Origin of the sequence: Actinosynnema sp. NPDC053489, from assembly GCF_044544865.1 — a bacterium.
In the GTDB taxonomy this organism is placed as follows: Bacteria; Actinomycetota; Actinomycetes; order Mycobacteriales; family Pseudonocardiaceae; genus Actinosynnema.
This window is the reverse complement of record NZ_JBITXT010000001.1, coordinates 246227-266859: the sequence shown is the minus strand read 5'-3', so window position 1 is coordinate 266859 and position 20633 is coordinate 246227. Positions and strand designations below refer to the sequence as shown.

At 73.6% G+C, this 20633-nt stretch carries 17 protein-coding genes; 8 read left to right on the top strand and 9 right to left on the bottom strand.

The annotated features are described in order from the left end of the window. Positions 1–10: 10 nt before the first annotated feature. Together ACIGNX_RS01070 and ACIGNX_RS01065 are read right to left on the bottom strand one after the other, a co-directional pair. On the bottom strand, positions 11–2791 hold the full coding sequence (locus ACIGNX_RS01070; protein WP_396534936.1) for a WD40 repeat domain-containing protein: 2781 nt from the start codon (positions 2789–2791) through the stop codon (positions 11–13). Between the two features lie 156 nt (positions 2792–2947). Beyond that, complete coding sequence (locus ACIGNX_RS01065; RefSeq protein WP_396534934.1) at positions 2948–4108, bottom strand: S1 family peptidase; 1161 nt, start codon at positions 4106–4108, stop codon at positions 2948–2950. A gap of 584 nt (positions 4109–4692) precedes the next feature. Here ACIGNX_RS01065 and ACIGNX_RS01060 point away from each other — a divergent pair. Beyond that, entirely contained in the window at positions 4693–5952 is a 1260-nt protein-coding gene (locus tag ACIGNX_RS01060; protein ID WP_396534932.1) for a glycosyltransferase family 39 protein, read from the top strand. A gap of 86 nt (positions 5953–6038) precedes the next feature. Here the strand turns inward: ACIGNX_RS01060 and ACIGNX_RS01055 are convergent, their stop codons facing one another. Further along, positions 6039–6779, bottom strand: a complete 741-nt coding sequence (locus ACIGNX_RS01055) for a hypothetical protein (RefSeq protein WP_396534930.1) — start codon at positions 6777–6779, stop codon at positions 6039–6041. A gap of 255 nt (positions 6780–7034) precedes the next feature. Next, entirely contained in the window at positions 7035–8276 is a 1242-nt protein-coding gene (locus ACIGNX_RS01050) for an acetyl-CoA hydrolase/transferase family protein (RefSeq protein WP_396534928.1), read from the bottom strand. Positions 8277–8728: 452 nt separating this feature from the next. On the opposite strand from ACIGNX_RS01050, the gene ACIGNX_RS01045 reads away from it, so the two are divergent. Both ACIGNX_RS01045 and ACIGNX_RS01040 read left to right on the top strand, forming a co-directional pair. Further along, positions 8729–9160, top strand: coding sequence for a hypothetical protein (locus ACIGNX_RS01045; protein WP_396534926.1), 432 nt, complete (start codon positions 8729–8731; stop codon positions 9158–9160). 113 nt (positions 9161–9273) lie between these two features. After that, the gene (locus tag ACIGNX_RS01040; protein ID WP_396534924.1) at positions 9274–10167 is read left to right on the top strand and encodes a DUF6801 domain-containing protein; all 894 of its coding nucleotides are present in this window, start codon (positions 9274–9276) and stop codon (positions 10165–10167) included. Positions 10168–10350: 183 nt separating this feature from the next. Here the strand turns inward: ACIGNX_RS01040 and ACIGNX_RS01035 are convergent, their stop codons facing one another. The 3 genes from ACIGNX_RS01035 to ACIGNX_RS01025 all read right to left on the bottom strand — a co-directional run bounded on the left by ACIGNX_RS01035 (position 10351) and on the right by ACIGNX_RS01025 (position 12928). Further along, entirely contained in the window at positions 10351–10860 is a 510-nt protein-coding gene (locus ACIGNX_RS01035) for a hypothetical protein (protein ID WP_396534922.1), read from the bottom strand. A gap of 362 nt (positions 10861–11222) precedes the next feature. Further along, positions 11223–12053 carry a methyltransferase domain-containing protein gene (locus tag ACIGNX_RS01030; protein ID WP_396534920.1) on the bottom strand — a complete coding sequence of 277 codons (831 nt, stop codon included), beginning with the start codon at positions 12051–12053 and terminating at the stop codon, positions 11223–11225. A gap of 50 nt (positions 12054–12103) precedes the next feature. Beyond that, on the bottom strand, positions 12104–12928 hold the full coding sequence (locus tag ACIGNX_RS01025; RefSeq protein ID WP_396534918.1) for an SAM-dependent methyltransferase: 825 nt from the start codon (positions 12926–12928) through the stop codon (positions 12104–12106). A gap of 239 nt (positions 12929–13167) precedes the next feature. Between ACIGNX_RS01025 and ACIGNX_RS01020 the strand changes: the two genes are divergently transcribed. The 5 genes from ACIGNX_RS01020 to ACIGNX_RS01000 all read left to right on the top strand — a co-directional run bounded on the left by ACIGNX_RS01020 (position 13168) and on the right by ACIGNX_RS01000 (position 18585). Beyond that, a complete protein-coding gene (locus tag ACIGNX_RS01020) occupies positions 13168–14037 on the top strand; it encodes a methyltransferase domain-containing protein (RefSeq protein WP_396534916.1) in 870 nt (289 codons plus the stop codon). Next, on the top strand, positions 14034–15014 hold the full coding sequence (locus ACIGNX_RS01015; RefSeq protein ID WP_396534914.1) for a TIGR03618 family F420-dependent PPOX class oxidoreductase: 981 nt from the start codon (positions 14034–14036) through the stop codon (positions 15012–15014). Before ACIGNX_RS01020 ends, ACIGNX_RS01015 begins: the two co-directional genes overlap by 4 nt. 67 nt (positions 15015–15081) lie before the next feature. Then, complete coding sequence (locus ACIGNX_RS01010; RefSeq protein ID WP_396534912.1) at positions 15082–15615, top strand: EF-hand domain-containing protein; 534 nt, start codon at positions 15082–15084, stop codon at positions 15613–15615. Positions 15616–15760: 145 nt separating this feature from the next. Further along, positions 15761–17224 carry a TldD/PmbA family protein gene (locus tag ACIGNX_RS01005; RefSeq protein ID WP_396534910.1) on the top strand — a complete coding sequence of 488 codons (1464 nt, stop codon included), beginning with the start codon at positions 15761–15763 and terminating at the stop codon, positions 17222–17224. Next, the gene (locus ACIGNX_RS01000) at positions 17221–18585 is read left to right on the top strand and encodes a metallopeptidase TldD-related protein (RefSeq protein WP_396534908.1); all 1365 of its coding nucleotides are present in this window, start codon (positions 17221–17223) and stop codon (positions 18583–18585) included. Before ACIGNX_RS01005 ends, ACIGNX_RS01000 begins: the two co-directional genes overlap by 4 nt. Here the strand turns inward: ACIGNX_RS01000 and ACIGNX_RS00995 are convergent. Both ACIGNX_RS00995 and ACIGNX_RS00990 read right to left on the bottom strand, forming a co-directional pair. Further along, entirely contained in the window at positions 18493–19476 is a 984-nt protein-coding gene (locus ACIGNX_RS00995; protein WP_396534906.1) for a homocysteine S-methyltransferase family protein, read from the bottom strand. The genes ACIGNX_RS01000 and ACIGNX_RS00995 overlap by 93 nt on opposite strands. Then, a complete protein-coding gene (locus ACIGNX_RS00990) occupies positions 19473–20627 on the bottom strand; it encodes a trans-sulfuration enzyme family protein (RefSeq protein ID WP_396534904.1) in 1155 nt (384 codons plus the stop codon). Before ACIGNX_RS00990 ends, ACIGNX_RS00995 begins: the two co-directional genes overlap by 4 nt. Positions 20628–20633 lie beyond the last annotated feature (6 nt).

Below are 20633 nucleotides of genomic sequence, written 5' to 3'. Positions count from 1 at the left end.
GTGCTCCGGCTCACCGGCGGCAACGCAGGTCGGTGGGCAGGTCGTAGTCGGTCACCTGCCGCCACTCCTCGGCGGTGAGGTCGCGGCCGGCGGACCGGCAGGCCAGGTCGAGCCACGCCGCTTCGTCGACCGCCCACCGCGACACGGTGTTGCGCGGTGTCGCGGTCAGCAGCTCGCCGGTGGCGCCGGCGCCCGCGATCCCGGTGGCCTCCCACGTCGCCGCGGCCATCGAGGCCCGGGTGATCGGCAGCCGCAGCTCACCGAGCACGGCGCCCGCGTCGACGTCGACCACGACCAGCGCACCGTCGTTGCGGACGCGGCCGATGAACGCCGTGCCCGGCACCCAGGCCAGCGGGCGGGCGTACGCGGTGCCGCCGGGGACCGTGCGCAGCAGACGTGCCCCGGTCACGTCGCGGACGTCGAGCGAACCGTCGTCGTGGGACACGAGCAACCGGTCGCCCGCGTAGTGGACGGCTCGCGCGTCGGTCCGCACCACGGACGTGACCTCCTCCTCCCGCGTGTCCGCCACGGTCATCCGCACGACGCCGTCCTCGTGCCGGCCGACCCAGGCCGCGTACCGACCGTCCTCGCTGATGGCGGCCGGACCGTCGGCGGCCGCGGCGCCGGCGGCGAGGTCGGAGGCCACGTCCCGCACGTACATCGCATCGCTGAGGCGGCGCACCGACACACCGCCGTACTGGCTGACGCACACGAGGTGCCCGTCGGGGGTCAACCGCGCGGCCCGCACCCGGGTGCCCTGGGCGTTCAGCAGGACTTCGGTGCGGTCGCCGCGGATCGCGTGGAGGCCGCAGCCGACCTGGTCGACCAACGCGGGCGTGCCGTCGGGCAACCACGCGGGGAAGACGTCCGGCTCGCTCCCCTCGTGCGTCGCCGGACCGGCCGCGGGACCGGTCACGGGCGTGCCCGCGGCCGAGCCGCCGTCGAGGTCGTGCAGCACCACGTCGCCGTACCCGCCGACCACCAGCACGCGCCGGCCGTCCGGTGACGCGGCGAGCTGGGCGGCGGGGCCGGACCGAGGGCTCTCCGGGACCTCCAGGGTGCCGTCGTCCAGGCGCAACCTGGGCCGCTGGTCGGGGTCCCAGAACGACAGCGTGCCGCCTCTGGCCGTGACGAGCCGGTCGGAGGCGCCGAGGAACGCGACGTGCTCGGCACCGCCGGCGCCGCGCAGCTCCCGCTGGGCGCGGTTGTCGTCGCGCGCGGCGACCTCGGACACCCACAGCTGCCCGCCGCCGCCGGAGGCGATCCGCCTGCCGTCCCGGCGGATGGCCAGGACGTCCGGGGTGTAGGAACTGCCCGCGCCGGAGACGTTCTCCGTGATCTGCTCGGTGGACGTCCCGTAGACCACCGCCCACCCCGCGAGGAACCCGGTGAACGAGCCGTCGTCGGAGGTGGCGGACAGACCCTGGCTCGGAGGCGCCAGGTACTCCTCCTGGCGGACGGTGACGGCCAGGTCGGCCAACCGCAGGCGCTGCCAGATGCCCGCACCGCCGGTCACCGCGACGGTGCCCTCGTCGGGGAAGCCGAGCCCGTCCCAGTGGTGCGCCGACAGCGCGACGTCCCCGCGCCCGGCCGCGGTCGCCGTGTCGAAGATGGCCAGTCGCCGGACCTCGGCCGTCGGTGAGGTGAGCACGGCGGCCGTCCTCCCTGTCGGCGACACCGCCACCTGCCCCGGCTGCTCCCGGGCCAGGGTCACGGGTTGCGCGCCCGCCCGCCAGAGCACCGCGCGCTGACCGTCCGTCGCGGCGGCCACCGCACCGTCGTCGCTCACCGCGACGTCCGTGACCGGTAGGTCGCCCAGGTCCGTCTCGTCGTCGTCGCCCGTGGCGGGGTCCCAGCGCACCACCCGGCCGTCGGTGGTGCCGGCGAGCGCGATGCCGCCCGGCGAGGCGACGAGCGCCGAGATCGGCGCGGCCACGTCGTGCTGCCCGACGAGTTCCGGGTTGTCGTTCAGGGTCTGGAACAGCGCCGCGACGGTCTGCCGGTCGCGGTGCAGGCGGTAGCCCTCGGCGGCCAGCAACCACGCGCGCGCCGCGTCCGTGGACGAGGCCGCCGTGGCGGCGGCGGCGAGCAGCCGAGCGGTCGACACCCGTGCCTGCTCGTTCGCGCGCTCCCCCTGCACCAGGGCGACCACGCTGGTCCCGGCGGCGAGCACCAGCAGCACCAGCAGCACGGCGATGACGACCCGGGTCCGCCGCCGGTCGCGCCGCAGCCACCGCACGTGCGTCCCGACCAGCTCGTCCTTCTCGACACCGCGCAGCGGGGCGGAGAACTCCGCGATGACGTCCTGCACCCGCGGGTCGCCGCGGTCGAGCTCGGGCAGCGCCCGCAGGCCCCGCAGGTCGATCCACCGCGGTTCGGCGGGCAGCACGCCGCGCAAGGCCGGGTGGACGGCGGTACCGGCGGGGTGGAAGTCGCCGGTCGCGGCGTCCCAGGCGAGGTCGCCCGCGGTGAGACCGATGAGGATGCGCGCGGGCGAGCGGTGCGCCAACCACCACTCGATCTCCCTGCCCACCCACTCCGACCGCGCCGCGTCCGGTGAGGCCAGCAACAACAACCACGCCGACGACGACAGGGCGCGTTCGATGCCCTGCCACAGGTCGGGATCGGCGGCGAGGTTCGCGTCGTCGCGGAACACGCGCAGCGGCCGGTCCCGCCGGGTGCGCCTGGCGAACCCCTCGAGCTGCTCCTGGAACGCCGGGGCGAAACCGCCGTCGCCGCTGTGGCTGTAGGAGAGGAACGCGTCGAAGCGCGCCGGCCGGAACTCGTCCACGCCTCGTTGTTACCGGATCACCGCGTTCGGATCGTCGTTCCCGTCCGGTGATCAGCCTGATGGAGGAGCGACCTGTCTCCCTGGACATCGCGCGACCACGGTCGAGCCGACCGGTCCCCGGTGTGCCGGGGGCCGGTCGGCTCGACGCCGCGGCGATCAGCTCAGGACGAGCGTCAGGCCGTAGGCGGACAGGATCGGGTTGACCTCCTGGTAGTACGTGGTGCCGCCGCTCGAGCAGTTGCCCGAGCCGCCCGAGGTGACGCCCTGCGCCTGGTTCGAGCTGAGCCAGGAACCGCCGGAGTCACCCGGCTCGGCGCAGACGTTCGTGCGGGTCAGGTTGTAGACGACGCCCTGCGGGTAGTTCACGGTCTGGCCGCGGGCCTGGATGTAGTTGCACCACATGCCGGTGGTGGAACCGGAGCGGCACACGCCCGAGCCCACCGCGACCTGCGCGGAACCGCGCACGTAGTACCAGTAGCCGTTGTAGCCCTCCATGTAGCCCCAGAGGTTGACACCCGCGACGGTCTGCACCCACGAGTAGTCGTAGTAGGGGAACGTGGAGCCCGCGAAGTAGCCGTAGAGCGCGCCGTTCTGGTCGGTGGTCTGCGAACCGGGGGTGCCGCAGTGGCCGGCGGACACGAACCCGCCGTACACGGCGAAGCCGATGGAGCACCGGGACGCGTTGTTGATCCAGTACGGCCACCCGCCGACCACGTCCGCGTAGAGCTGCGGCGAGCTGTCCTCCTCCTCCACGCGCACGGCGCGGTGGAAGGACTTGGCCCGGTCGAGGAAGGCGGTCACGGCGGCGTCGACCTTGTGCCGGTTGACGGTGACGACCACCGTGTTGGTCCGCACGTCGACGTACCAGCCGTTCACGCCGGCGGGCGCGGCCTTGCCGGCCTGCCGGTCGATGGCGGTCTTGGCGGCGTCGAGCTGGGCGTAGCTGTACGCGACCGGCACGACGGTCGCGTCGAGGCCGGTCTTGCCGGCGGCGGCGTCACCGGCCACCGCGACGGCGAGCCGACCGGTCGCGGGGTCGAACCAGCTACCCGCGTAGGACGAGCCGTAGAGCTTGCGGGCCACGGTTTCGACGCCGCGGGCCTTCTCCTCCTGGGCCAGGCGGGTCCGGACGCCGTCGTCGGTCAGGCCGAAGTCGCGCTTCATCGCCTCGGCCATGCCGAGGGAGATGCGTGTCGCGGACTCGGGGGACGTGGTGACCGCGACGGTCGGCGCGGCGACCGCGGGCAGGGACGGAATGGCGAGGCCGATCGAGAGGACGATCGCGCCCGCTAATCGGACGGTGCGTGAAGAAGTCACTTGGGCAGCCCTTCCACACAAGAGATGCAGGGGTGTTTTGCCGTCGGTTGCCGGGCAAGAGCGCACGGAACCCGGGACCGATCGGCACGCCGTCGCGGAACCGGCGGATTCGAAACGGTACTTCCCCGCCCGATGCACCCGTACCGCCGAGTCGGTGGCGCTTGAAGATTGTTTTCGCAGTTCACGGCGGGTGGAATTCGAAAAGTTACAATCCCGGAACACGGGAGACAACTATTCGCCATCCCGTAGTGACAACGCGACGGCGCGGCCGACCGCGGCAATCCGGTTTCCCGTTGTCGTGCGCACGAGTGGTGATCTCGGGATCGCCTCCGGCTGTGGGCGTGCAGCGATATCACCGGTTCCCCGCGGCGGGTGGCAGGTCCCCGCGGTCCGAGGTCTGCCCACCGTCGGACGAGATCACCGCCCACTCGGAGAGGAGGGGCACAAGCCGACTGGAATACATGCCCTGTTCGAGTGAAGTGCGTCCGTCGCAAATGTGCCGAGACGCGCGCTCTGGTAGGACAGTCGCCTTTGGTCCACTTCCCGGCGGGACATCGCCGAAGGTCGACAGTGAGCGGGATTCGATGCTCGAACAGGTTCACCCCGGCACGACCGCGACTCCGCCGGACCCCGCTCCGCCCGGCGAGGACGCGCACCGGTGGTCCGCGTGGCGGGAGGCGCTGTGGATCTTCGTGCTGAGCCGGGTGACCATGGTGGTGGTCACCGTGGTGTCGGTCGCGCAACCCGGCGGCTTCCAGTGCCTGTCGCAGTTGCGCGAGTGCTCCAAGCAGTGGCACCGGTTCGACATCGGGTACTACCTCCAGATCGCCTCGCACGGTTACTGGGACCCGAGGCAGCCGGTCGTGTGGCCGGCGGACGGGGTTCGCACGGAGTTCCCGGAGGCGGTCGTCTTCTTCCCGTTGTGGCCCAAGCTGCTCGGGTGGCTGTCGGTCCCGTTCGGCCGCACTTATTGGCACGCCTACTACGTCGGGCTGGTGCTGGCCAACGTGCTGGGGCTGATCGCCCTGTGGCTGCTGTACCAGCTCGTCGTCGAGCGGTTCGGCACCCACACCGCCCGGTGGTCGGTGTTCTTCCTGGCGTTCAGCCCGTTCTCGGTCACCTTCGCCGCGGGCTACGCCGAAGCGCTGTTCGTGCCGTTGACGCTGGCGGTGTTCCTGCTGGTGCGTCGCGAGCGCTGGCTGTGGGCCGGCGCACTCGGCGCGGTGGCCACCCTGACCCGGCCCAACGGCGTGCTCGTCGTCATCGTGTTCGCGGTGGCGCTGGCGCAGCGCTTCGGGTGGCGGGACCTGTTCACCCGGCACGAGCTGGGCACCAAGCTCAAGATCGTCGGTTCGGCCGCGGTGGTCCCGCTCGGCCTGCTGGCCTACGTGGCCTACCTGTGGCTGCGGTGGGACGACCCACTGGCCTTCTCCCGCTGGCAGCACGACTACTGGCACCGCAGCCCGCACTGGCCCTGGGAACCGGTGGTCCAGGCGGTCCGCAACGTCCTCCGCTCCGACAGCCCGCACAACGACACCGACTCGCTGTGGGAACTGCTGTTCCTGGTCCTGCCGCTGCTCGCGCTCGGCCTGACCCGCAAACGGCTGCCACCGGACCACCTGCTGTTCGCCGTCGCCGTCTTCCTCATGACGGTCAGCGCGTCCGCGGGGCCGGTGGAACCGCTGTCCTCGATCGGCCGACACCTGGCCGGCGCCTTCCCCGTGGCCGTCGCCTACGCCCTGCTGGCCCGCAACACCCGCCGGCAACAGCTCCTGCTGGTGGTGAACCTGGCGTTCTTCGGCTTGTTCACCGCCTACTTCGCGGTCGGGCGCTGGATGGCGTAGCCGCCCCGGCCCCGGCGCACGAACGCGGCGTGGACGCGGCCAGGGCGTGCGCGACCTCCTTCCGGGACGTCCTGACTTCCGCCGGATCAGTACCTGATGACGACGCAGCCGTTGCCGCCGGCGTCGCCGGTGAACCCGGTGAACACGCCGCCGTTGGCGCCGTTGCCCCCTCGCCCGGTGCCGGCCGCGCATTCGGCGGGCACCGTCGGACCGGCCGCGCCGCCCGGGCCCCCGCCACTGCTCAGCACACCGTTGCCGCCGGTGGCGCCGTTCGCGCCGGGGGTCGTGGTGACCACCGTGCCGCCGCAGCTCACCGAGCCGCTGCCGTTGCCCCCGGCACCGCCGGTGTTGTCACCGAGTGAACCCTGCCCACCCTGACCACCGCCGCCGTTGGCCCGCACGGTCGTGCCGACGGTGATGCCGGAACTCCCCCCGGACGTGCCGGCCTTGGCCTGGTAGACGCCCTCGCGCGGACCACCTCCCGCACCCCCGGCACCGACCGAGACCTTCAGCGCGGCACCCGGGGTGACGGCCAACGTGCACGTCGCGTTCGCCCCACCCCCTCCACCACCGCCGCCGGGGCCGGGGACCGGGAAGAACCCCCAACCACTGCCACCACCCCCGCCGCCGGCACCCACGACGTGCACGGTGACGGCGGTGATCCCGGCCGGCACGGTGAAGGTGAAGACGCCGGGGGTGGTGTAGGTGCTGACCGCGGCCGCGTGAGCGGGCGGCGCCACGGTCAGCGGCAGCAACAACGCGGTCAACGCCGCCGCGGAAAGCCCTCTCCGGGAGCGGGGGCGGTCGGCCGGGTCGACAGGTGACATGGGTCCTCCTCGCACTGGTGGCAGCGGTCCTCGCGTCCTGTGCCGGGCACGACGAGCCGGCGCGGTCGGGGCCGCACGCCGGCACGGACCGGTGTGGCCGTCCAGGTGTCGTGAGGAATCCGCCGAAGTCGGACTCCCCTCGCGCGAGGGCTCGTCGATGCGGTGCGTCCTTCGTACCGGCAGCGCGGCGGGGACAACAGGTTCAACGAGGTGAAGTTCTCACCGCGTAGCCCGCTGCACGGGTGGACGGCGCGGTCAGGCCGGTGGTCGCAGCGGGAAGCCCAGGCCGCGGCCGGCTTCGGCGAGTTCGGCGCGGGCCCGGGGGTGGGCGACGTGGTCGATGATCTGCTGGGCCTGTTCGCCGGCGTCGTGACCCCAGATGGTGGCGGTGCCCTGTTCGCTGACCAGGTAGCTGTGCTGGAACGAGGTGACCGGGCCGGTCAGGCGGGGCACCACGGTGGACACGTCGGCCTTGGGGTGCCAGGAGGGCAGGGCGACGATCGCCCGTCCGCCCGGTGAGTGCAGGGCCCCGACCACGAAGTCGGTCTGCCCGCCGAACCCGGAGTAGATCACCCCGTGCACCCTGCTGGCGTTGGCCTGGGCGTACAGGTCGACCTGCAACGCGCTGTTGATCGAGACCAACCGCGGCCGGCGGGCGATCAGCCCGGGGTCGTTGGTCTTCTCCGTGCGCAGCAGCCGGACCCGCGGGTTGCGGTCCACCCAGTCGTAGAGCTCCTGGCTGCCGAACACGAACGACGCGGTCACCGGGGTGTCCGGGTCGAGCGCGCCCGCCCGCTCCAGACCGAGCACGCCGTCGCTGAACATCTCCGACCACACCGCCAGGCCGCGGCGCCCGGTCAGCGCCGCCAGCACCGCGTCCGGGACGGCGCCGATGCCCATTTGGAGGGTCGCGCCCTCCGGGACGAGCGCCTCCACCCGCCCGGCGATCACGCCGGACACCTCGCCGACCACGCGGGGCACGGGCGAGGTCAGCGGCTCGTCGACCTCGACCGCGTAGTCCACCTCGTCGCAGGACAGCACCCCGTCACCGTGCGTGTGGGGCATCCGCGGGTTCAGCTGGGCGACCACCAGACCACCCCGGGCCCGGACCGCCTCGATCGCCGCAGGCAGGACGTTCACCTCCGTGCCCAGCGACACGCACCCGTCCACCGGGGTCGAGGTGTGCACCAGCACGACGTCCGGCGGCAACGCCTGCCGCAGCAGGTGCGGCACCAGCGACAACCGGGAGGGGAAGTACCGCAGCATCCGCTTGCCGCGCATCCCCGGCCCCACGAAGGGCGTCTCCAGCACCACGCCGTCGCGGTCGGGCATGCCCTCCTGGGCGTTCAGCGCGAACAGGCGGTACTCCCCCACCACCTTGTCCAGCACCTCCAACGCGTGGTGCGGGGTGGCGTGGTTCCCGCTGACCACCACCCGCGGCCGGGAGGCGAGACCGGACAGCACGGCGGCCAACTGGGACTCGGGGAGAACTCGCATGGAATCGATCACCCAACCGGTTCGGAGGTGCGGTGTTGTTGACGGGCGTCGGCCGCGGTGCGCGGCCCGGTGGGTACCCGGCGGTACCGGGGACAACCCCGTGCCGGGCCCGGTCGTACCCGGCCGGGTGGTGGGAAGGGCGGACGGGAACACCGCGCAGGTGCACCACGGCGAGACGGCCTGCATGAGCAGCATCATCAGGGTGTCCGAGGCGACGGCGGTGCGCAGGCCGATGACCGCGGATCCCGGCGTTCCATGAAGGCACCTCAACGCCAAGCGCTCCCGATCGACGTCCGACCACCCACCGTGTCGACCCGGCCTACCCGCGGAAACGACATTTCCAGCAGGCACACCGTTTCCCGGAACACCTGCCCGCACCAGGTGAATGGCGTGCGCGGTGGGGTGCGTGACGCCGAAGGGCCGGGAACGCCCCGCGGCACTATCTTGCCGTCATGACCCGATTACGCATCGTGATCCTGTTGTCGTCGTTGATCGCCGGTCTGCTGGCCGCCACCGGCAGCGCCTCCGCGTCGACCTGCCTGCAACCGAGCAGCACGCGCTTGCTCAGCGACTACGGCTCCCTGCCGGGCTCCGGTTTCAGCGCGCCGGGGTCGGCCAAGCTGACGTTCGCCGGGGTGGTCGAACCCGGCACCGCCATCCTCTACCAGTACTACGCGGCCTGGGGCGACCCGAACACCGGCTCGGGGTTCATCCACAACAACCTGGAGGGCTACGCGGGCTCGAACTGCGTGCTCAACCAGCGCAGCCACACCGCCTCGTTCATCCCGTACGTCGGCACGATGAAGGTCTACGCGTACTACCGCCCATGGGAGACCAACGTCGAGACGCTCACGTATCTGGGCACCTTCACCAAAACGTCCTGAAGGGACCGGGACCGGGTGCCGGCCCGCCTCGCTGCGACTGAATGGTCCACGCCCGGCGGGGGCGAATTGCGGAATACTGCCCGTGGGCGAGCGAACACGGAGAGGACGCGAAGTTGCGCAACAAATCGACCGTATTCCACGGCACCGCCTTGTCCCTGACCTCGGCCCTGGTGGCCGCCGGGGCGCTGGCCGGTGCGGCGGTCCCGGCGTCGGCGGACACCACCGCGGTGCGGGTGGAGTACACCTGCACCACCTCCGCCGGGCCGACCGTCCAGCTCACCGCGTGGGTCGTCGGCGGCCTGCCGAACGAAGGCGCCGGGGCGAACAGCGTCGCCACCAACGCATACACCTACGTCGACGTGGACCTCGACCTGCGCGAGCTGCGCCCGGCGCTGCCGGTGGGCAGCGGGGTGCGCCTGGACGGCGACAGCACCGCGGCCCTCGACACGACCATCACCGGCCCGGACGGGACGCGGACCACCCGGGCCGCGTTCACCCTCGCGCCCACCTGGATCACCGACGTCCGCGGCACCGCCGTGCGGGCCGCCGGCGCCCTGCCCGCCCTGTCGTTCAGCGCGCCGGGCGACCACGACCTGCACGCGGGCGACCTGACGCTGGCGCTGCGCCCGGAACGCGCCGACGGCACGCCCCTGGGCACCGTCACGGCGTCCTGCGCGCACGACCCGGCGCAGAACGACGTGCTGGGCACCATCCGGGCCCAGTCCGCCAACTTCGACCGGCCGATCCGACCGGACGCGCTGCACGTGGTCTCCGCGACCCCGACGTCCGTGACCCTGGCGTGGGACGCCCGTTCCTGGTGGAACCCGACCGCGGGCTACAACGTGTACCTCGACGGCGGTCTCGTCGGCTTCTTCACGGAGAAGCAGGCCACCATCGCCGGCCTGACGCCGGACAAGCAGCACCGGGCGAAGGTCGTCACCGTGGACGTGCGGAACAGCTGGTCGAACCCGAGCCAGGGGCTGATCTTCACCCTCCCCCGGGCCTGATCCCCGTGCCCGCCGATCACCGGGGCCGTCACCGGGCGGTCCCGGTGATCGCCGGGCAGGCGTTGCCGGCGCGGTCCGGGACCACTTCCCGGCAACGGCCCTTGGCCGGCCACCCGTCGTGCGACGGGAGAACCGGCCAAGGGCCGGGGTCGGGCGCGAACCGTTCCGCCCGCGCCGCCCCGATCAGGTGGAGATGGCGGCGCTGTAGATCTGCGGGATCTGGGTGACCGTGTTGTCGGGCCAGAGGACCGCGGCGATGGCGCCGGTCTCGTAGGTCGCCGACACGTGGGGCGACTTCGACGGCAGCGCGTTGGCGAACGTGGTGGAGAACCGGTCGCTGTCGCTGGAGGCGACCAGCGAGCCGTTGCGGTAGAGGCCGACCGCGATGTAGATCTCGGGCATGACGTGGGTGCAGGTCAGGTTGCCGAACGCCTGCTCGCCGCCGCCCGAACCGCCGTACCAGCGGTTGGGGAGGTCCGCGGTCAACGTGCAGGACCAGGAGCCCTTGGACACCGTGGTCGAGGTCTGGGCGGAGAGGTCGGGGACTCGCGCGGACAGCGTCGGCGCGGCCAGGCCCGCCGCCCTGGTGCCGGCTTGCGCACCCGGGCCGGCCACCACCAGGGTGGCGAGAGCGATCACGACGACGGCGAGCCTGCCCAGCCGGGCACCCGGCAGCCATTCATGTGTTCTCATGCACGTCCTTTTGTCGGGGAGAGGAGCCCGAATTCATCGGGTAGCCCAAGCTAGCCATCGCCCAATCCGACTGTAAATGCGTCCACCGAGTGACGACCGTTCAGCCCGCAGCCACCGGGAAAACGACATTCCGCCATTCAGCGAACGGCAGTGCGACGAACACCCGCCGACTCGTCCGCACAAATCGTAGGCGCAATACCGGAGCCGGACGGCGGGATCGGGCGGGCATGGCGGGTCCGAAGTGTTCCGCCGATGCGTCATCCGATGACGCCGACCGGGTCGCGGCCGGCACCGGGACAACGGCCTGCGGGGTTTTCCGGCCAGCCGGCCCCGACGTGCCCGGTGGCCGGCGCACCTGCGCGTCAGCCGCGCTGGGCGGCCATCAGCATGTAGTGCGGCTCGCCGGTGCGGGCGCAGTTGTCGAACACCGAGTCCAGGGCGTCGACCACCTCGGTCCCGTACTCGGCGGCCAGGACCTCGCGGTTGGCGCGCAGGCGTTCCAGCAGCAGGGGGTAGTGCCGGTCGGTCCGCTCGCTGATGTCCAGGTACTCGACCAGGTGCAGGCCGGCGTCGCGCAGCATCGGCGGGTACTCCTCCAGCCGGTGGAACGGCGTGTTCAGCGCGGCCCTGCGGTACTGCTCGATCTTCCTCAGCCGCTCGCCGGTGAACGGCGTCCGCTCGTAGAAGTCGGTCAGCGCCAGCCGCCCGCCCGGCCTCAGCACCCGACCGATCTCCCGGAACACGCGCGGCCGGTCCGCCATGTGCACCAGGGACTCGATGGCCCACGCCGCGTCGAACGACGTGTCGTCGAACGGCAGGTCCTCGGCGGCGGCGACCTCGAACCGCACCCGCGCGTCGAGCCCCGCGGCGCGGGCGCGGGCGTTGGCCTCCCGCACCATCGCCCCGCTCGTCGAGATCCCGACGACCTCCACGCCGGTGGCCCGCGCCAGCCGCATCGCCGGCGCACCGAGCCCGCAGCCGACGTCGAGCACCCGCTGCCCGGGCGTCACACCCAGGCGTTCGATCATCACGTCGGTCAGGTTGTCCATCGCCTCGTGCAGGGTGCTGGTGTCCTCACGGGAGTGCCAGTACCCGTAGTGCACGTTGTCACCGGCCAGGTGGGTGATGAGCGGCAGGGCGTTGTCGTAGAACGCGACGACCTCGGCGCTGCTGGGCACGTAGTCGGTGGTCATCGGGTACCTCCTGGACCGGTTCGCGGGCAGTGGTGCGGGAGTGGGAGCGGTCAGCCGGGCGCGTGCCCCGCCACCACCAGGTAGCCGAGCTTGGCGCGGCACACCTCGAACACCGGGGCCAGCCCGTGCTCGAACGCGCGCACCCGCTCGGCGCCGTAGGTGTCGGCCAGGGCCGGGTCACCGGCGCGGAACAGCGCGGCCACCTCGTCGTAGGTGCGGACGGCCCGGTCACCCCAGTCCCACCGCCGCTCCACCACCAGCCCGGCACGCGCCACGAGGTCGCACAGCTCGGCGGCGGTGGGCGGGTCGAAGATCGCGTGCGTAGCCAGCACCTCGCGGTCCTCCGGCGTCAGCGCGGTCCGCGCCGGGTAGGCGGTGACGGCGAACCGGCCGCCGGGGCGCAGCACCCTGGCGACCTCCCGCAGCCACCGTCCTTTGTCGACGGCGTTGGGCAGCGAGTCGAGCGCCAGCACGGCGTCGAAGGCGGCGTCCGGGAACGGCAGCGCGCCGGCGTCGGCGTGCCGCGCGGTCACCAGGTCGGCCACGCCCGCGGCGGCGGCCCGCCGGGTGGTTTCCGCGACGTGCCAGGCGCTGTTGGTGATCCCGGTGACGCGCACGCCGAAGCGGCGCGCGATCCGGATCGCCGGCTCGCCCACGCCGCAGCCCAGGTCCAGCAGGTGCTGCCCGTGCTCCAGCGCCAGGGTGTTGGCGACCAGGTCGGTCACCCGGTCCAGCGCGCCCGCCAGCGGCGTCGCGTCGTCGTCCCCGGACCAGTACCCGAGGTGGATGTTGCCGTGGTAGATCTCGACGAGGTCGCTCATCGCGTCGTAGATCCCGCCGACCTCGTCGGCTTCCCCCTCGGCCGAGATGGACACAGCCGACCCCTTTCCGGTCGCGCCGGGCACGGTCGCCGGTCTTCGGGTCGACGTGCGGCGCAGGACGCCTCAGGGCCACATCTAACTACGACATCGTCCATCTTCCGGGCTCGTCCGTCGCTTTTAGCCGGACGGGTGAACCTCGCGCAACCGTCCCCCCGGCGGGTGAAATGCGGTCGTCGCACGCTGTCGGGGCGGGTCGCGCTCGGTTGAGAAACTGGTAGCTTGTGGACGTCCGCGTGACCACCGCCACCGGGGAGCCGGGGATGACCGACATCAGCGAGCCGGCCACCGACGTCGCGCGGATGTACGAGCGGACCACCGCTCTCGTCGAGGTGATCTGGGGCCCGAACCTGCACTTCGGCTACTGGACCGGCCCCGACGACGACACCGGCAAGGACCTGGCGCAGGAACGCCTGACCGACATGATGGTCGAGCGCGTCCCCCTCGGTCCCGGCCAACGCCTGCTGGACCTGGGGTGCGGCGTGGGCCACCCGGCCCTGCGGTTCGCGCGCCGGACGGGCGCGGGCGTCGTCGGGGTGACGATCGCGCCGGGGCAGGTGCGGGCGGCCACCGCCGCGGCACGCGCGGCGGGCCTGCACGACCGGGTCGCCTTCGAACTCGCCGACGCCGCCGCGCTGCCGTTCCCCGACGACGGCTTCGACGGCGCCTGGGCCCTGGAGAGCATGCCGCACATGAGCGACCGCGGCGCCGTGCTGCGCGAGGCGGCCCGGGTGCTGCGGCCGGGGTCGACGTTGGCGCTGACCGACGTGGCCCGGTGCGGGCCGCTCAGCGAGCGCCAGCAGCGGGACCTCCGCGAGCGGATGCTGATCACCGCGCCGCCCCGGTCGGAGCTGGCGGAGCTGCTCGACGCGGCCGGGTTCGACGTGCTGGAGGTCCTCGACATCACCAGGAGCACCCTGCGCACCACCGAGTTGACCCGACAGGCGCTGGAGGCGGGCGCGGTCGAGCTGTCGGGGCGGTACGGCGCGGAGACCGTCGAGCACATGGCCCGCGTCCTCGACGTCTACGACGACGCGGTGCGCACGGGGATGGAGTACCTCCTGGTCACGGCCCGCCTCCGGCCGGCGGCGGGTGGGGCGTCGTGAGCACCGCCATGCGCGAGATGTCCGACGGCGAGTGGCGGGAGTTCGTCGGCCACGGGACGCGCACCGGCAAGCTGGCCACCGTCCGCGCCGACGGCCGGCCGCACGTCGCGCCGGTCTCGTTCGTGGTGCACGGGCCGGAGGTGCTGTTCTTCACCGGCCCGGACACGGTCAAGGGCCGGGCGCTGCGCCACCGGCCGCACTTCGCCCTGTGCGTGGACGACGAGAGGCCGCCGTTCGCGTTCGTCCTGCTCGAAGGCGAGGCCCGGGTGGAGGCCGAGCGCGGGCAGGTGAGGGACTGGGCCCGGCGCATCGCGGCGCGGTACCTGGGCGAGGCCCACGCCGACGCGGTGGCCGAGCGCAGCGGGGAGCTCGGCGAGGTGTTGGTGCGGGGCCGCATCACCAGGGTGGTCGCCCGCTCCGGTCACGCCGATCGGCAAGTGCCGCGGGATCCGCACGAGGGAAGGACGAAGGACATGGGTTCGGACCGGATCGAGCGCGAGGTCGTCATCTCCGCTCCGGTGCAGCAGGTGTGGGCGGCCCTCACCGAGCCGGAGCACGTCGGCCGGTGGTTCGGCTCGGGCGCGCCGGCCCGGATCGAGCCGCGCCCCGGCGGGATCATGCACCTCGACCACGGCGAGCACGGGCAGTTCCCCACGACGATCCGGGTGATCGACCCGCCGCACCGCTTCGCCTACCTGTGGGCCGCCGCCCACCCCGGCGAGGTGGCCACCGAGGCCAACGCCACGCTCGTCGAGTTCACCGTGGCGCCGCACGGCGACGGGAGCCTGGTCCGGCTGGTGGAGAGCGGCTTCGACGCCCTCGACATCCCCGAGGACAAGCGTGAGGGCGCGTCCTTCGAGAGCCACGCGGCCGGGTGGGCCGACGCGCTCGAAGGGCTGCGGCAGCACGTGGAAGGGCTACGCCCGTCGGCGCGCGGGCCACGACCGGCCGGTGATCACGCCGATCAGCCGGCTTGATCCGAGTGTGCCGCGCGCCGCCGGGGCGTCGGACGCCCGGCGGCGCGTCGAGTGGAGGAGACAACCGATGACCAGTGACCTGAAGCAACGCAAGTACGACAAGGTGTTCGAACGCATCGACGCCGACCACGACGGCCGGATCGACCAGAGCGACATCACGGCGATGGCCGAGGCGTGGTGCCAGGCGCTCGGCGCGGCGCCCGGCTCCCCGGAAGCGACCCGGCTCACCAAGCTGGCCTCCGACATGTGGAAGGGCGTCCAGCAGCACGCCGACCTCGACGTCGACGCGGCGATCACCCGCGACGAGTGGGCCACCGCCTCCGAGGACCCCGGTTTCGTGGACAACGTCGCGGTGCCCTTCGCGCTGGCCGCCTTCGACGCGGCCGACCGGGACGACGACGGCCGGATCAGCCGGGAGGAGATGGCCGCGGCGCAGACCCGGAGCGGCATGTCCGAGAGCGAGTCGCGGGCCGCGTTCGAGAAGCTGGACGTCGACCACGACGGCTACGTGAGCCGGGAGGAGTTCGCCCGAGCGGTCAAGGAGTTCTACCTGAGCGAGGACCCGAGCGCCACGGGCACGGAACTCGCGGGCAGCCTGTGAACCGTCGAGCGCGGTGATCGGGTGCGTGACGGCGGCCGCCGGGGCAGTCATCCCGGCGGCCGCCGCCACGCGCCCCGGTCGTGACGCGTAATCCTTTCGTGGCAACGAGTTTTGCCCCGCCCGGTTCTGCCCTACCTTCGTCGGCGTGACCGGCTCATCCCCCGCGGCAACCGCCCGCCCGCTCGCCGAGGCGGCCCTGGACCGCGCGCGCAGGCTCGGTGCCCGGCACGCGTCGTTCCGGTCGGAGCGCGTGCGCACCAGCCGGCTCGTCCTGCTCGACGGGGCCGTCCACTCCGGGCACGACTCCACCGTCATCGGCCTGTCGGTGACGGTGTGGCGCGACGGCGCCTGGGGGTTCGCCGCCTCCGGCGACCTGACGACCCGGTCGGCGCGGGAGACCGCCGCCAGGGCGGTGGAGGTGGCGAAGGCCGGCTCGGCCCTGGGCCGGGAGGAGGAACCGGTTCCCGAGCCCGTGCACGTGGGCGTCTGGTCCTCGGGGTTCCGGGTCGACCCGTTCTCCGTGCCCGAGGCCGAACGCGCCGCCCTGCCGGCGGAGTGGAGCGCGCGGCTGCTCGCCGCGCCCGGGGTGGCGCACGTGCGCGCCAAGGTCGTGGCCGTGCGGGAGGACAAGTTCTACGCCGACCTCGCCGGTACGCGCACCGAGCAGCGGCGGGTGCGCGTCCACCCGCAGGTGGTGGTGGCCGCCGGTGGCACGGCGCTGCGCACCGTCGGGCCGCCCACCGGGCGGGGGTGGGAGTACCTGCTGGGCGAGGGGTGGGACTGGGAGGCCGAACTGGCCACCCTGCCCGGGCTGCTGCGCGACAAGCGGCACGCGCGACCGGTGTCCCCCGGCCACTACGACCTGGTGGTCGACCCGTCGCAGCTGTGGCTCACCGTCCACGAGTCGGTCGGCCACGCCACCGAGCTGGACCGCGTGCTCGGGCACGAGGCCAGTTACGCGGGCACGAGCTTCGTCCGGCCGGGTGACGTGGGCGCGCTGCGCTTCGGCTCGCCCGCGATGACGGTCACCGCCGACCGGACCACCCCGCACGGCCTGGCCACCGTCGGGTACGACGACCAGGGGGTGGCCGCGCAGTCCTGGGACCTCGTGCGCGACGGCGTGCTGGTCGGCTCGCAGCACGACCGCCGCACCGCGCGGGCCGCCGGCGCGACCCGCTCCGCGGGCTGCGCCTTCGCCGAGACCGCCCTGGCGCCCGCGATCACCAGGATGCCCAACGTCTCGCTCGCACCCGCTCCCGGCGGTCCGAGCACCGAGGAGCTGATCTCGACCGTCGAGGACGGGATCTACCTGGTCGGGTCGGACAGCTGGTCGATCGACGCGCGGCGGGAGGACTTCCAGTTCACCGCCCAGCGGGCGCACCGGGTCCGCCGCGGCGAGCTGGCCGGGCAGCTCAGCGGCGTGGCCTACCGGTCGGACACCCGGGCGTTCTGGGGCGCGCTGGCGGCGGTCGGCGGCGAGGGGACCTACCGGGTGTTCGGCGCCGACCTCTGCGGGAAGGGCCAACCGGTGCAGGCGGCGGCGGTGAGCCACGGCTGCCCGACCGCGCTGTTCCAGGGCGTGCGCGTGCGGAACACGGCGGGCTCGTGAGGACGCCCCAGGACGTCGCCGAGTCGGCGTTGGCCGAACCGGGCGACCGGGTCGTGATCGTCGACGAGACGTCGACCGCGTACCTGCGGTGGGCGGGGAACGCGGTGACCGGCAACGGGGTCGTGCACAGCCGCGCCCTGACCGTGGTCGAGTCGGCCCCCGGCGCGCGGATCGGCGTCGTCTCCCGGGAAGGGGCGCTCACCGGCGACGCGGTGCGCGCGGCGGTGGAGGAGGCGAGGGCCACGGCGCGCCGGGCCGCGCCCGCCTCCGACGCGCTCCCCCTGCCCGACGCGTGGGAGCGGCAGTGGTCCAGGCCGCCGACCGGGACGTCCATCGGGGCGTTGGCCGGTGTCGTGGCGCAGTTGGCGGAGGTCTTCGACCGGGCACGCTCGCGCGGGGACTCCACGTCCGGGTACGCCGAGCACCGGGTGCGCACCACCTACCTCGCGTCCACCTCCGGGCTGCGGCTGCACCACGCCCAACCGGGCGGCGTGCTGGACCTGACCGCGCACGGTGCCGACCGCACCGCCTCGGCGTGGGCGGGGTCGGAGTGGACCGACCCGGCCGAGGCGGACGTGCTCGGTGCCCAGGCCGCCACCACCGCCCGGCTGGACACCGCGAGCCGCCGCGCCGACCTGTCCCCCGGCCGCTACGACGTCATCCTGGCGCCGTCCTGCGTCGCCGACCTCATGACCCACCTCCACCGCGCCGCCGACCTCCGGGAGGCGCTGGACGGCGGCACGGTGTTCAGCGGACCGGACGGCGGCACGCGGCTCGGCGAGCGGCTCACCGACGCCCGCCTGACCCTCGCGAGCGATCCGGCCGAGCCCGGCCTGGGGTGCCTGCCCTTCACCGTCGTCCACGCGCCGGGGCCGGGGTCGTCGTGCTTCGACAACGGCACACCGCTGCGGCGCACCGAGTGGCTCCGCGACGGCGCGCTGGCGAACCTGGTGACCACCCGGCACGCGGCGCGGGCGGCCGGCCTGCCGCACACCCCGCGGATCGGGAACCTGGTGCTGTCCGGCAGCCGTGCCGACGGCACGCTGGAGGACCTGGTGGCGCGCACCGACCACGGCCTGCTGGTGACCTCGCTGTGGTACCTGCGGGAGGTGGACCCGTCCCGGCTGCTGCTCACCGGGGTGACGCGGGACGGCGTCCACGTGGTGAAGGGCGGTGAGGTGGTGGGCACCGCCCCCGACCTCCGGTTCGAGGAGAGCCCGGTGGAGCTGCTGGCCCGCGTCAGCGAGGTCGGGCGCACCGGGCCCGCGCTACCCCGGGAGTGGGGCGACCGGGAGTTCCGGACCGCCATGCCCGCCCTGCGCGTCGAGGGCTTCGCGCTGACGTCCACCGGCGCCGGGTGACGGCGGGTGCTCCCCGAGCGCCACGCGCAACGCGTCGATGTGGGCCGGGGTGCTGCCGCAGCACCCGCCCAGCACGGCCACGCGGTGGTCCGCCCGCCACCGGACGAGGGTGTCCGCGAACTCCTCGGGTGACGCGGCCGTGGGCAGCAGCCGGTCGGCGTGCTGCCGCGGGAGCACGCCGGCGCGCTGCTCCAGGTTCGGGTAGGCCCCGATCGGGCCGGAGCAGTGGGCCCGCAGCACCTCCAGGCAGCGCTCGGTCCGGGCGAACGGCGTGCAGTTGACCAGCACGGCCTCCGCGCCCTCCCGCTCGACCGCGCGAGCCGCCCGTCCCAGGTCCTCCCCCGACAGCAGCGTGGCGTCGTCACCGCACGTGAAGCTCACCCACGCGCGCGCCCCCACGGATTGGGCCGCTTCGAGCGCGATCAGGGCCTCCCGCAGGGTGTTCATGGTCTCGACGAGCACCAGGTCCACCCGCGCCCGCACCAGCTCCGTGGCCAGCCACAGGTGCTCGCGGCGCAGCTCGTCGTCCGGTGGCACCAGGTCGGGCCGGTAGCAGTCCTCGACCGGCGCCACCGACGCGGCCACCAGCGCGTCCGGTGCTCGCGCCGAGCGCCGCGCGGCCTGCGCGACGCCGACCGCGGCGTGCACCATCCAGCCCAGGCCCGCCGCGTCCAACCCGTTGGCGCGCAACGCCCGCTCGTTGCAGCGGAACGTCGCGGCGGTGATCACCCCGGCGCCCGCGCCCAGGTACCGCTCGTGCACCTCGCGCAGCACCGCCCGGTTCGCACCGGTCAGCAGCGCCCTCGTCGTCCACCACGGCGGCCGGACCGGCAGCCCGGCCCGCTGCAGCTCCGTGGCCACCCCGCCGTCCAGCAACGCCGTCGCGGTCACCGCGCCACGCTCCTCTCCGCCCACGAGGCCGCCGCCATCGCCGCAGTCAGGTCCTCCACCAGGTCGAGCGGGTCCTCGATGCCGAACGACAGCCGCACGAGGTCGTCCGTCACCCCCGCCCGGAGCCGGACGTCGCGCGGCACCGACCGGTGGCTCATCGACGCCGGGCACTCGATCAACGACCGCACCCCGCCCAGGCTCACCGCCGCCGCGAACAGGGTGGTGCCGCGCATCAGCTCGGCCACGTCACCCAGGTACTCGAAGCTCACCATCGAGCCGGGCGCCGACATCTGCCGTGCGGCCAACCCGGACTGCGGGTGGTCGGGCAGGCCCGGGTAGTGCACGGCGCCGACGAACGGGGACGCCACCAGGGCCTCGACCGCCGCCCGCGCGTTGGCCACCTGGCGGGCCACCCGCAGCGACAGCGTCTTCAACCCCCGGTGCACCAGGTAGCAGTCGAACGCGCCGGGCACGCCCCCCACCACCGTCCGGTGCGCGGCCAGCCGCCGGTGCAGGTCCGGGTCGTCCAGCACCAGCGCGCCGCCGAGCACGTCGGAGTGCCCGGCGATGAACTTGGTGGTGCTGTGCAGGCTCACGTCCGCACCCGCGGCGAGCGGCTGCTGGAGCGCGGGGCTGGCGAAGGTGTTGTCCACCAGCACGGTGGCGCCGACGCGGTGGGCGGCGGCGCTGACCGCCGCGATGTCCGCGATCTTCATCAGGGGGTTGGTCGGCGTCTCCACCCACACCAGGTCGACGGACCCGGTCAACGCGGACGCGACCACCTCCGCGTCGGACAGGTCGACCTGCCGCACGTGCACCCCCCGGCGGCGGCACAGCTCGAACAGGCCGTGGGTGCCCCCGTAGACGTCGTCCGACGCGACCACCCGGGCCCCCGGCTCCAGCAGGGACAGCACCGCCGCGGCGGCCGCCTGGCCGGAGGAGAACGCCAGGGCGAACCGCACGTCCTCCAGGGCGGCCAGGCACGCCTCCAGGTCCTCGCGGGTGGGGCTCTCGCCGCGGGCGTAGTAGTGCCGCGCCGGGTCCTGGGCGAACTGGTCGAAGGTCACCGCCACGTGGATCGGCGGGATCACGTCGCCGTGGCCGGACGACGTGCGCTGCCCCTCGTGGACGAGCTTCGTGTCGAACCGCATCGGGCC

Excerpts from the sequence above, each read along its gene's own strand:
- ACIGNX_RS01060 (WP_396534932.1), top strand. The coding sequence starts at position 4,693 with ATGCTCGAACAGGTTCACCCCGGCACGACCGCGACTCCGCCGGACCCC.
- ACIGNX_RS01010 (WP_396534912.1), top strand. The coding sequence starts at position 15,082 with ATGACCAGTGACCTGAAGCAACGCAAGTACGACAAGGTGTTCGAACGC.
- ACIGNX_RS01030 (WP_396534920.1), bottom strand. The coding sequence starts at position 12,053 with ATGACCACCGACTACGTGCCCAGCAGCGCCGAGGTCGTCGCGTTCTAC.
- ACIGNX_RS01055 (WP_396534930.1), bottom strand. The coding sequence starts at position 6,779 with ATGTCACCTGTCGACCCGGCCGACCGCCCCCGCTCCCGGAGAGGGCTT.
- ACIGNX_RS01035 (WP_396534922.1), bottom strand. The coding sequence starts at position 10,860 with ATGAGAACACATGAATGGCTGCCGGGTGCCCGGCTGGGCAGGCTCGCC.
- ACIGNX_RS01045 (WP_396534926.1), top strand. The coding sequence starts at position 8,729 with ATGACCCGATTACGCATCGTGATCCTGTTGTCGTCGTTGATCGCCGGT.
- ACIGNX_RS00990 (WP_396534904.1), bottom strand. The coding sequence starts at position 20,627 with ATGCGGTTCGACACGAAGCTCGTCCACGAGGGGCAGCGCACGTCGTCC.
- ACIGNX_RS01050 (WP_396534928.1), bottom strand. The coding sequence starts at position 8,276 with ATGCGAGTTCTCCCCGAGTCCCAGTTGGCCGCCGTGCTGTCCGGTCTC.